The following is an 11,862-nucleotide window of genomic DNA, read 5'->3' on the forward strand; positions in this document are numbered from 1 at the left end:
ATTTCCTGAGGTAAACCGGCATGCGTCGAATCGTTTGTTGTCGAAACCTAACTACTAGGAGGTTCTAATGGCGCTTCCCCAGCTCACTGACGAGCAGCGCAAGGCCGCTCTCGAGAAGGCCGCTGCGGCCCGTCACGCCCGTGCCGAGCTTCGTGAGAAGATCAAGAAGGGCGAGGTTTCCCTCGAGTCCGTCCTGAACTCCGATGATCCCATCGCGTCCCGCATGAAGGTCTCCACCCTCATCGAGTCGCTCCCCGGCTATGGCAAGGCCAAGGCCGCCAAGATTATGGACGAGCTGGGCATCTCCGCTACTCGTCGCGTTCAGGGCCTCGGCGTCCGTCAGCGCGAGCAGCTCCTCGAGGCGCTCACCAAATAGTGGGCTGCAGCGTAGCAAAGCTCTTTGTTGTTTCCGGGCCGTCAGGCGCGGGCAAGGGTACCATGGTCGCGTTGGTGCGTGACCGGTTGCCCCGCCTGGGCCTGACGGTTTCCGCTACCACGCGTTCCCCGCGCGCGGGTGAGGTGGACGGCAAGAGCTATTATTTTCTCTCGCAGGATGAGTTCGACCGCAAGGTGCAGGCGGGGGAGTTCGTGGAATGGGCTCACGTTCATGGCCATTGCTACGGTACGCTTGCGAGCGAGGTTGAGCGCAACCTCGCTTCTGGTTCATCGCTCATCCTAGAAATCGATGTCCAGGGCGCTTTGCAGGTTCGCGAGCACTACCCCGATGCCGTGCTCGTGTTCATCAAGCCGCCGTCGCTCGATGTTCTGCGCGAGCGTTTGGTTCACCGTGGAACCGAGTCTGCCGAGTCGCTTGAGCTGCGCCTCGCAAACGCTCGCCAGGAACTTGAGCTTGCGGATCGATACGATGAGGTCATCGTCAACGACGACCTCGATCGTGCCACCTCCGAGCTCGTCGGCATCATCGAGAAGTATGAAAGGAACTGAGGTCCCGTGTCTGTCGTTAAGCCTCATATCGATGATCTGCTCGAGAAGACCGATAACAACCGGTTCCTTCTCGCCTCGCTCGCGTCTAAGCGCGCGTGCGATATCAACAACATGCTCCGCGGCCAGCACAGCCGCGTTCTTGCCGTTCAGGATGTGGACGACATCACGATCGCCCTTTCCGGCAAGGACACCATCTCCATGGCCATGGAGGAGATCGTGAACGGCGATATCTCCTTCGACCACGAGAAGTATCATGATGCGCTGGGCCATCAGCCGACGGCCTATCAGTCGATTTCGCTTTCGGACTAGCGAATGGCGAGCCGCGTTTGCCTCGTTCATTACCACGAAGTCGGTCTGAAGGGTAAGAACCGGGCTCATTTTGAGCGCATCCTCATCGATTCCATCAAGGCGGCCTGTGCCGCCTTTTCGTTGGCGAGCTGCACCCGCATCTCTGGCCATATTCTCGTGACCTTTTCCGTACCGGGAGAGGCCGAGCGGGCCTTCGACGTGATTCGCCGCGTCCCCGGCGTCGCCCGGGTATCGCTCGCCTTCCATACCAACCGCGATCCCGATGAGTACTGCCGGGCCGCGGTCTTGGCACTTCGCGAGGCGGGTGAATTCGAGAGTTTCAAGGTTGCAGCCAAGAGGTCGAATACCGACTACGCCCTCGGCTCGCTCGAGCTCAACGCGCAGGTGGGCGAGGTGCTTTGTGGAGCGTTCCCTCAGAAGCGCGTCCAAATGCATCATCCCGACGTCGTCGTTCACGTGCTCGTCGTGCAGGGGAGCGTCTACGTCTATGCGCGCTCTGAGCGCGGCGTGGGTGGGCTTCCTGTTGGAAGCGCCGGTAAGGTGGTGACGCTGCTCTCTTCGGGCATCGATTCACCGGTGGCGACGTGGCTTCTTTCCCGTCGCGGAGCCGTCTGCGTTCCGGTTCATTTTTCCGGGCGACCGCAGACAGCCGATACCAGCGAGTACCTTTGCCAGGACATTATCCGTGCGCTGGCCCCGTCGGTGCAGATCGGGAGGCTCTACGTGGTCCCGTTCGGCGATGCCCAGCGCGAGATATCAATCAAATGCCCCGGGAAACTTCGGGTCATCATGTATCGCCGCATCATGTACGCGGTCGCTGAGCGCATCGCGCGCATCGAAGGTGCCAAGGCGATCGTGACGGGCGAATCGCTCGGCCAGGTCGCGTCGCAGACGCTCGAGAACATCGCTGCTGTCAACGAGGTGGTGACGCTGCCGGTGCTCCGCCCGCTCATCGGTTCGGACAAGCAGGAGATCATCGAGCGCGCTGAACAAATCGGTACTTACGATATCTCGTGCGAAACCGCGCCAGACTGCTGCACCCTCTTCATGCCGCGCGCACCCGAGACCCATGCGCGCATTGACGAGGTGCATGAAGCGTGGGAGGCCTTCGACCACGATGAGATGATCGACCGCCTGGTTGCTTCGGTCGAATACGTCGACTTTGAAAGCGCCTCATACCGGCGTCCTCGCAGGTTCCGTGAGCGCCATGAGGAGCTTGCGCCCGCCCCCTTTGCAGAGAGGCGTCCGCGTGAGGATGAGTCTTCCTCGTAAAAGGGGGGGTGCCGGCGGCCAAGCCTGTCCGTGTCGTTTCAAGGCAGCTTGAAGCGCCGGATGGCTGGGGTGTGGCCAGGTCTTGGTAGTGCATCAATTCGATGAGGTATTGCATATCTTTTTGAAGCGGGCTGCGAATCCAAACGCAGCCCGCTTTGCATGTACGTGTTGATGCATCAAAGCGGTGCTGAACAACATCGGGGCGTTTAGAACGAGCATGGCAATTTGTCAGCTTGCAAGCGAGGAGTGTAGGTTTCTCGGCACCTCCGGGGCGGGAGGTGGGACGATGTGCCATGAGGTGGTGGATATGGCACAGCGGGTACGTGAAAGCGTTTTCGTCCGGATTTCCCGTCGCCTGAGCTCCATGCGTCATCATGGCGCTTTCGCTGCGCTTTGCGTATTGCTCGTCGCAGCGGTGGCAGGTCTTGCGGTAGCTGGGACGACCCTTGCGAGCGGAGAAAGCTTTACGATCGAGCGCTTGCAACGCGCCGAGGGGGCGGTCGATTCCGGCAAGACAGGTGGATCCTCGGGCGACAAACTTGCTGGGGAGACCGAGTCGGACGCTGCCGAGCCAGATGATATGGTCATCGTTGATGTGGATGGGGCTGTGACGGCACCTGGCGTATACGAGCTCGAACAGGGTGCCCGTGTTGCCGACGCGATCGCTGCGGCTGGCGGCCTTTCCCCAGATGCCGACACCACCTCGCTTAACCAGGCAGCCGAGGTAGCCGATGGCTCCAAGATATACGTGCCCGTCACTGGTTCGGCCGCAGCGGCCGGATCCTCCTCGGGAGATGGTTCGACGGCCTCGGCGGCAGCGAGCAGCAGCCAGGCGGGTGCCTCTTCGAATGCTCTCGTCAATATCAACGCTGCGACGCTCGAGGAACTGGACGGGCTCCCTGGCATCGGGCCGGCCACTGCTCAAGCGATCATCGATGATCGGACGGAGAACGGGCCCTTCACCTCACCGGAGGACCTTATGCGCGTGAGCGGTATCGGCGAGAAGAAGTTCGAGAAGCTCTCGTCCCTCATTTGCATATGAGGCGCGCCTTTACAACATCGGATGCTCCGGAGTTTCCTCCAAGGCCGTACCTTCCTCCTGCGGCGGCGGGGGCGGCGGGCGCTCTGGTTGCGGCCGCGCTGGGTCTCGAGTTCGGTTGGCGCTCGTATATCGCCTCTGACTCCGGGGTGCCGGGCCAAACCACGTTCGCCATGCTTGCGGTTTCATGTGCGGTGGGCATCCTATGCATCTTCGTGCGACGGTTTTGGGGTGAACGGATGCGGCGGTGGGCAAAGTGGCTCGGCATCGGGATCGTGCTCGGTGCGGCGTCTGCGACGCTGGGAACGATGTGGCGCACGAGCGCCCATGAGCGTATGGAGAACATCGTTGCCAGCGCGTGCGTCTTTGAGATAGAGGGCGATCCGTCTATTTCTTCGTACGGTGTCCAGTATACAGCGCGCGTGATGAGTGCTGAAGGGGCGGCGCTGGGGCGCGTGCGACTCGATGCCGATAGCGCCTATGAGGATGGAACGCGTCTCCGTCTCGTAGGGAGGGTGGGTAGTCTCCCCGATTCTGCTTGGGGGAGGAGCCGGTACATGGCCGGGGAGGTTGCCCGGGTCTCTGCAGTTCGAATCGTCGACTCAGAGCCGAGCGCAATCGGCCCTATCGAGGCGCTGCGTGCGCGCATGCTCGATGTCATACAGCCCGATGCGAGTCAGGCCCGCGCTCTCGTCGCGGGAATCGTGTGCGGGCGAACGACGGAGCTAGATCAAGCGAGCGCATCAGAGGCGTTTGCGCGAACCGGAACCTCTCATCTTGTTGCCGTGTCTGGCAGCCATCTTGCTCTGGTTACATCGCTCGCACAGGTTTTCCTTGCGTTCGTTGGCGCGCGCTTGCGAACGCGGTATCTGCTCCTCGTGCTCCTCATGAGCTCCTACGTTATATTGACCGGTGGATCTGCGTCCGCCGTTCGCTCGCTCATCATGGTGGGGCTTACCCTCGTCGCATCATGGGGCGAACGCCGCGGGCACGGCATCTCGGCTCTTGCCTTGACGACTATGGCGCTCGTTGCGCGCGACGCCGGGGTTGTGTTCGATGTTGGATTCCAGCTCTCGGCGGTGAGCGTTCTTTTCATCCAGCTGTTCTATCGATATCTCTCGTATCTGCTCCTCCGTCTTGGCATGCCGCGGCCGATTGCCGAGCCGCTGTCGCTTACCCTATGTGCCCAATGGGGGACGCTTCCCATCACGATTCCGATCTTTGGCACGTGCTCGATCGTGGCTCCTCTCGTGAACCTCGTGCTGGGTCCCGTTATGAGCGCGCTGCTTGTTGTGGGGCTCGTGTCGGTTCCCCTCGCAGCGATAGTAGGACCGCTCGCTGATGTTCTGCTCGCTCCCGCCGATGCGCTCGCTTCGATATCGGTGTTCGGGGCGCAAGCGTTCGCTGGTTTTCCCTACGCATCGATCGCTATGGCTGCTTCGCCCGCTACGGCGCTGCCCTACCTCGCAGCGTGCGTGGTATACGCGGCATGGTTGGATGCAAGCCGATGGCAGGTAGCCGTCGTATGCGCGGCAATACCGGGCGCGCTTGCGATGCACTTGGTTCGCTGGACCCTTTTCGCGCCCGCATCGGTGACTGTGCTCGATGTGGGGCAGGCCGATGCCATTTTGGTGCGCGAAGGGTCGGCGGCTATACTCGTCGATGCCGGCGTTGACAGCGAGGTTGCAGATGCGCTGGCACGCAACAGCGTGTTCCAGCTCGATGCCGTCGTTATCACCCATTGGGATCTCGATCATTACGGCGGTTTGGAAGACGTGCTCGCAAGCGTCTCCGTCTCCCGCGTCGTCGTGGCAGAAGGAGCGCTCGACGCTATGCCAGAAGAGCTTGCTGGTCTCGATATGCCTGAAGTCGTCGAGCTGAGTGAAGGCGACGCGCTCTCCGTCGGAGGCTTTGCCTGCACCATGGTCTGGCCCGAGGGCCCTGTGGAGGGTTCAGATAACGAAGATTCCGTTGCGCTCGCCGTGAGTTACGATTCCGGTGGTTGCGCGCTCGACATGTTGCTCGCGGGGGATACCGAGATTGCGCAGGAAGAACGCTATGCCGCGCGCGTGGGGGATATCGATGTCCTCAAGTTGGGGCATCACGGGTCTGCTGCCTCCGTTGACGCAGCGCTGATGGCGCAAATGCGACCTGAGCTTGCGATCGCGAGCGCCGGGGAGGGCAATAGCTATGGGCATCCTACCAAGGAGTGCATCGATGCCGTGGAGGCCTCCGGGGCGCGATTCCTTTGCACCATCGATGTGGGCGATGTGACCGTTCGTCCTGACCAAGGCGGCTTCAGCGTGAGCACCGAGCGGTGACGATGCGATCAACCATTGAAAGTGGGGAATGCGGCGAAAGCGGTTAGAATACTGGCATCGATACAGGAGTGGATGGTTCAGACGTCTCTCATGGAGGTTTCTATGCCGGAAGCAACGCTGCTGCCTGGCTATCTTATCGTTGGGCCCGACGAGGTCAAGCGCGATACCGCTGTCGCCCGCCTGAGGAAGCGCCTTGAGGCGAGCGGTATGGCCGACTTCAATTTCGACCGTAGGGACATGACGAAGGAGCAGGATCCCGATGAGGTGCTTGCATCGCTCAACACCTTGCCGATGGGAGCCGATTTCCGCCTCGTCGTGCTCGACGGATGCGACCGGCTGCCCAAGGCTACGAGCGAGGCGCTCGTCTCATATTTCACGAATCCCTCAACCGATACCGTCTGCCTGGTGATCGCGGCCTCTCTTGCGAAGAACACGCGGCTCTATAAGGCGATTGCGAAGCTCGGGGCAAAGGCGGTGATCGATTGCTCGAGCAAGAAGCGCTGGGAGTTGCCCAAGCAGGTGCAGGGGATGGCGCGCCGGCACGGCAAGACCATATCGCTAGCGGCGGCAGAGGAGCTCGTATCTCGTGTTGGCGAGTCGACGCGCATGCTTGACAACGAGTTGCGGAAGCTCGCATCGATGATCGGGGAACCCGAGATCGAACGCGAGGATGTTGAGCAATTCGTGGTGCGCACCGCCGAGGTAAAGCCATGGGATTTTCTCGATGCGGTGAGTGCTCGCAACCCTGTGCGCGCCCTTGAGCTGTATCGGCTTTTGACGCCTCGAAGCGAGGTCCGCCTGTTTTCGCTCATGCTCACGCGCCTACGTGAGCTCATCACCGCCAAGGCGCTCGACGCACGTGGCCAGGGCCGCCAGCTCGCACAGACGCTCGGAGTAAAGGACTGGCAGGTCAAGCACCATATATCGTGGGCTCGCGGGTTCTCGATGCAGGAGCTTGTCGATGCCCTTCGGGCCGCGGAAGACGTCGAGACAGCTCTTAAAGGGTCGCGTGATTCCGTTGTCGCGTTTACGGCGTGGATCGCTCGGATCGCCTCCAAGCCGTCGCATCGGTAGCACGCCATGCAGCATAGGGTGCTCCACATGGTATTTTCACAGCTTCAACACTTCACTTACCTGTGCCTTCGTGGTAAACTGCGTCTTCGTGACCTCAATCGTGTCTCAGAGGCCTGATCATATGGCGATACTTTAGAACTAGGAACTCGAAAGGAACTCTGCAAAGTGGCTAACATCAAATCGCAGAAGAAGCGTATCCGCACCGCCGAGAAGGCCCGTATGCGCAACCGCGCTGTGCGCTCTGAGCTCAAGACGCTCGTTAAGCACGTTCACGAGGCCGTCGAGCAGGGCGATGCCGACGCCGCCAAGGTTGCTGCGTCCCGTGCCTACAAGCGCCTCGATCAGGCTGCTGCCAAGGGCATCATCCACAAGAACCAGGCTTCGAACCGCAAGTCCGGTGTCCAGAAGCTCGTGAACACGCTCAACTAGAGCATCTTCACATCATTGCTTGTAAAGCCCGCTCTCGTAGCGGGCTTTTTCTTTGCGGGTGCTTCGTGGGGGAAAGGGTGGAACGGCTGGCAATGTCGTGCCATGAGGCAGGCAAATCCAGTACAATGACGCTCATGAATACGACAGATACCTCTCACATCCGCAACTTCTCCATCGTTGCGCACATCGACCACGGCAAGTCCACCATATCGGACCGCATCCTCGAGCTCACGAACACCGTCGAGGAGCGCGATATGGAGGCTCAGCTGCTCGACACCATGGATATCGAGCGCGAGCGCGGCATCACCATCAAGTCGAATGCCGTCCGCGTTATGTACACGGCAGACGATGGGGAGACCTATCAGTTCAACCTCATCGACACGCCGGGCCACGTTGACTTCACCTACGAGGTCTCGCGTTCGCTTGCCGCCTGCGAAGGTGCCGTGCTCGTCGTCGATGCGACGCAGGGCGTCGAGGCGCAGACCGTCTCAAACGCTAACCTTGCCATGAACGCTGACCTCGATATCGTCCCCGCCATCAACAAGATCGACCTACCGTCTGCGCATCCGGATGAGGTCAAGCTCGAGATCGAGGATGAGCTTGCCATCCCCGCCGACGATGCGGTGTGCGTTTCCGGCAAGACAGGCGAGGGCATCCATGACCTGCTCGAAGCGATCGTCTTTTTGATCTCGCCCCCTCAGGGTGACCCGTCGGCTCCGCTCAAGGCGCTCATCTTGGATTCGTACTTCGACGAGTACCGTGGCGTCGTTGCTACGGTGCGTGTCTTCGACGGAGGCATCAAGAAGGGCGACCAGCTTCAGATGATGCAGGCGGGGCATGCGTTCCTCGTTGACGGCGTAGGCGTGAAGCGCCCGGCCGAGACGCTTGTAGACGAGCTCTCCGTGGGCGAGGTCGGTTTCGTGGTGACGGGCCTTAAAGATCCGGAGGCGGTGCGCGTGGGCGATACCCTCACAGGTGCGCTTCGCCCCACGGCCGAGCCGCTCCCTGGCTATCGCGAGGCCAAGCCCATGGTGTACACGGGAATCTTCCCCATCGACAACAAGGATTACGAAAACCTGCGCGACGCGCTCGAGAAGCTCCATGTCAACGACCCCTCGCTCACCTGGAGCCCCGAGACCTCTGTAGCGCTCGGTTTTGGATTCCGCGTCGGTTTCCTGGGCTTGCTGCACATGGAGGTCGTGAAGGAGCGCTTGGAGCGGGAGTTCGACCTCGACCTCATCGCGACTTCGCCTTCCGTGGACTACCACGTCTATAAGACCGACGGTACCATGCTCGAGGTGCGCAGCCCCCAGGACCTGCCCGACGTGACGCGCATCGACCATATCGAGGAGCCGTATCTCAAGGCCAAGGTTATCGTGCCCCCCGAATACACGGGTGCTGTCATGCAGCTCTCGATCGAGCATCGCGGCATCATGACCGACATGATCCACCTCTCGCAGAAGTCGGTTGAGATGCGCTTCGATATTCCGCTCGCTGAGCTCATCTTGGACTTCTTCGATCAGCTCAAGAGCCGCACCAAGGGCTACGCGAGCCTCGATTACGAGTTCGCCGACTACCGTCCCTCAGAGCTCGTGAAACTCGACATCCTCCTTTCGGGCGATGAGGTGGATGCCCTCAGCTTCATCGTGCATAAGGACAAGGCCTATGGCCTTGCGCGCGGGCTCTGCGACAAGCTCAAGGAGATCATTCCCCGTCAGCTCTTTGAGGTCCCCATCCAGGGTGCGATCGGCAACAAGATCATCGCTCGGTCTACGGTTAAGGCGCGCCGCAAGGACGTGCTCGCAAAATGCTATGGCGGCGATATCTCGCGCAAGCGAAAACTCCTGGAGAAGCAGAAGGAGGGCAAGAAGCGCATGAAAGCTATCGGCTCGGTCGAGGTTCCCCAGGAAGCGTTCCTCGCCATCCTCAAGGTCGAAGACTAGGTTGTGGGTCAGTGGGTCATTTTGGGACGTGTTTAAAACGCCTCATTTAGGCCATTCTAGGATGTGCCCGACGGTGCGCTCGCGGTACTGCGTTACGAAGCCCGTCCCAAAATGATGGAATGGGGCGTTTTAAACACGTCCCAAAATGACCCTGCAGCTATCTTGTTGTGAAGGTGAGACCGATGTCCAACCCCGATGTTATTCGCGCTCGCTTGGCGGAACGCCCCTTCTTGATGGCGCCTATGGCCGGCGTGACGGATGCTGCATATCGCATACAGATGCGGCGTCACGGTGCGCCCCTTGCTTACAGCGAGATGGTGAGTGTGGCGGGTCTTGCGTATGCGAGCGAGCGGACCTGGGAACTCGTGCTTCCCGCCGATGAGGAGCCGAGTATCGCCGTGCAACTCTTTGGGAGCAAGCCCGAGCAGTTCGCGTCCGCGGTGGAGGCGGTCGAGGAGCGCGTGGGCGAGAAGCTCGCGCTCATCGATATCAACATGGCGTGCCCCGCCCGCAAGGTCATAACCAAGGGGGAGGGCTCTGCGCTCATGGATAGCCCGCTGCTCGCCTCGGCGATCATGAAAGCGGCGGTTTCGCGCGCGCATGTTCCCGTTACCGCGAAGATTCGCATCGGGTTTCACGCCGGGGATCGCGTGGCGCCCGCTTTCGCCGAGATGCTCGAGGACGCGGGCGCCGCTGCGGTGGCGGTGCATGGCAGGAGCGCGACGCAGCTCTACACGGGTTCGGCAGATTGGTCGATCATAGACGAGGTCGCGCGTGCCGTGTCCATCCCCGTGATTGGCTCGGGCGACGTGTTCTGCGCCGATGACGCCGTGCGCATGCTGCGAGAGACCGCTGCGGAGGGCGTGTTCATCGCGCGCGGCTCCTATGGCAACCCGTGGATATTCGAAGACGCACTTGCCCTGGCTTGCGAGGGCAGGCCGGTTCCCCAGCGCCCATATCGCGAGCGCCTCGATGCCCTGCGGGAGCACTTGAGCTTGACGCATAGGCTCGTCCCGCGTGCGATGGCGCGGGCGCGAACGTACGCGAGTTGGTATCTCAAGGGCATGCCCCATGCTGCCGCATGGCGTGGGCGCGTGGTGAAGTGCGACTCCTATGAGGACTTCTGCCTGTTGGTCGACGAGATCGAGGCGGACGTTGTTCCTCTGGAAGCTGCCATGACCGCTCGGCCCCATGGGCTCTCTGACGAGGCCTCGTGATGGCAGTCGAGGCCCTGTATCTGCATATTCCGTTTTGTCGCACGCGTTGCGCATACTGTGACTTCGATACGTGCGCTCTTGCTCCCGCCGCCTTCAAGCGCGAGACCACCCGCTATCTTGCGGCTCTTGAGCGTCGCATCGACGAGTTCGGTGCCCGCGGCACGCTCGCTTCGGTGCGCACGGTCTATATCGGCGGGGGCACGCCTACCGTGCTCGGAGAGCGCCTGCTCGGGCTCGTCCGCCGCGTGCGCGCCTGGTGCGCGCCCGAGGAGTTCACCTGCGAGGCGAATCCCGAGTCGTTTCATGAGGAGCTTGCGGGAAGCCTTGCCGCTTCCGGCGTGACGCGCATCTCGCTCGGCGTGCAGAGCCTTGAGGATGACGAGCTTTCCGCCATCGGGCGCATCCATACGGCAACGGTGGCGCTTGAGGCAATTGAGCTTGCGCGACGTGCGGGGTTTTCCGTATCGTGCGACCTCATGTGCGGCCTTCCAGGGCAACATGCGGCTAGCTGGCGCCGTACGCTCGAGCGGGCACTCGCGGCCCATCCTGATCACATCTCGGTCTACCCGCTCACGGTCGAAGCGGGGACGCCGCTTGCCGATCGCGTTGCGCGCAACCCCTCGCTTCTTCCGGACGAGGATTTCCAGGCCGATTGCATGGAGGTCGCGCGGTCTCTGTGCGAAGGGGCCGGGCTTGACCCCTACGAGGTGGCGAGCTACGCGCGGCCGGGGCATGCATGCCGTCATAACATCGCATATTGGAGCGGCGTGAGCTATCTGGGCCTTGGCCGCTCGGCGGCGAGCATGCTGAGCGTCGGGGAGCTTTGCGATGCAACATCGTTCATTCCCGGGGCGTCGCCCAGCCAAGGCGATGCCCGTGCGCGCTTCGTGCAAGCCGATGACCGGGCCCGTGCCTTCGATTTTGAATATCTGAGCGAGCGAGAGGCACTCGCTGAGGATCTCATGCTCGCCATGCGCATGACTGCAGGCGCGCCGCCGGAGCTCATCGGTCGAGCTCAAGACCTTTTTGGTGCGCGTTTCGATCAGGTCGTTGAGATGGCGCTTGCCGAGGGCCTTGCGTGCGTCGACTCCGCAACGGGCGCGCTCGTGCCCACCGCTCGCGGGTGGCTCATGGGAAATGAGCTTTACGGGCTCATGTGGGGCCTCGCCGAAACTTAGCCGGCGCACCGTGGCACTGCCGCCCCACGTGAATTCCACACCTCCTTGCCATTGCACCATGACGAGGTGTTTTGGGTACAATTACGCACGTTATAACGACGCGCGCCCACAGAGAGGGTTTCCGCCACATGGCAA

General features: G+C 61.5%; 11 protein-coding genes. All 11 read left to right on the top strand.

From position 1 onward, the window contains the following. Window positions 1-67 precede the first annotated feature (67 nt). The 11 genes from mihF to hemW all read left to right on the top strand — a co-directional run bounded on the left by mihF (window position 68) and on the right by hemW (window position 11,727). Window positions 68-376: an integration host factor, actinobacterial type gene (gene mihF / locus GJE22_RS07265; RefSeq protein ID WP_019128261.1), complete on the top strand. Its 309-nt coding sequence runs from the start codon at window positions 68-70 to the stop codon at window positions 374-376. Further along, window positions 376-945 (top strand): guanylate kinase, encoded by a 570-nt coding sequence (gmk, locus tag GJE22_RS07270; RefSeq protein ID WP_035100695.1) that lies wholly within the window; start codon window positions 376-378, stop codon window positions 943-945. Before mihF ends, gmk begins: the two co-directional genes overlap by 1 nt. 6 nt (window positions 946-951) lie before the next feature. Continuing rightward, on the top strand, window positions 952-1,254 hold the full coding sequence (locus GJE22_RS07275; protein ID WP_019128263.1) for a DNA-directed RNA polymerase subunit omega: 303 nt from the start codon (window positions 952-954) through the stop codon (window positions 1,252-1,254). Window positions 1,255-1,257: 3 nt separating this feature from the next. Continuing rightward, window positions 1,258-2,526 (top strand): tRNA uracil 4-sulfurtransferase ThiI, encoded by a 1,269-nt coding sequence (gene thiI / locus GJE22_RS07280; RefSeq protein WP_144688661.1) that lies wholly within the window; start codon window positions 1,258-1,260, stop codon window positions 2,524-2,526. A 307-nt stretch (window positions 2,527-2,833) separates the two neighbouring features. Continuing rightward, on the top strand, window positions 2,834-3,568 hold the full coding sequence (locus tag GJE22_RS07285; protein WP_144688660.1) for a ComEA family DNA-binding protein: 735 nt from the start codon (window positions 2,834-2,836) through the stop codon (window positions 3,566-3,568). 236 nt (window positions 3,569-3,804) lie between these two features. Continuing rightward, window positions 3,805-5,886 (top strand): DNA internalization-related competence protein ComEC/Rec2, encoded by a 2,082-nt coding sequence (locus GJE22_RS07290; RefSeq protein ID WP_186297446.1) that lies wholly within the window; start codon window positions 3,805-3,807, stop codon window positions 5,884-5,886. 102 nt (window positions 5,887-5,988) lie between these two features. After that, window positions 5,989-6,960, top strand: a complete 972-nt coding sequence (holA, locus tag GJE22_RS07295; RefSeq protein WP_144688658.1) for a DNA polymerase III subunit delta — start codon at window positions 5,989-5,991, stop codon at window positions 6,958-6,960. Between the two features lie 165 nt (window positions 6,961-7,125). Then, window positions 7,126-7,389, top strand: coding sequence for a 30S ribosomal protein S20 (rpsT, locus tag GJE22_RS07300; protein ID WP_144688657.1), 264 nt, complete (start codon window positions 7,126-7,128; stop codon window positions 7,387-7,389). A gap of 134 nt (window positions 7,390-7,523) precedes the next feature. Continuing rightward, entirely contained in the window at window positions 7,524-9,332 is a 1,809-nt protein-coding gene (gene lepA / locus GJE22_RS07305; protein WP_087185755.1) for a translation elongation factor 4, read from the top strand. Between the two features lie 182 nt (window positions 9,333-9,514). Beyond that, window positions 9,515-10,549, top strand: a complete 1,035-nt coding sequence (locus tag GJE22_RS07310) for a tRNA dihydrouridine synthase (RefSeq protein ID WP_144688656.1) — start codon at window positions 9,515-9,517, stop codon at window positions 10,547-10,549. After that, window positions 10,549-11,727 (top strand): radical SAM family heme chaperone HemW, encoded by a 1,179-nt coding sequence (gene hemW, locus GJE22_RS07315; protein WP_144688709.1) that lies wholly within the window; start codon window positions 10,549-10,551, stop codon window positions 11,725-11,727. Before GJE22_RS07310 ends, hemW begins: the two co-directional genes overlap by 1 nt. Window positions 11,728-11,862: the final 135 nt, after the last annotated feature.

It is taken from the genome of Enorma shizhengliae, from assembly GCF_009676995.1.
Classification (GTDB): domain Bacteria; phylum Actinomycetota; class Coriobacteriia; order Coriobacteriales; family Coriobacteriaceae; genus Enorma; species Enorma massiliensis.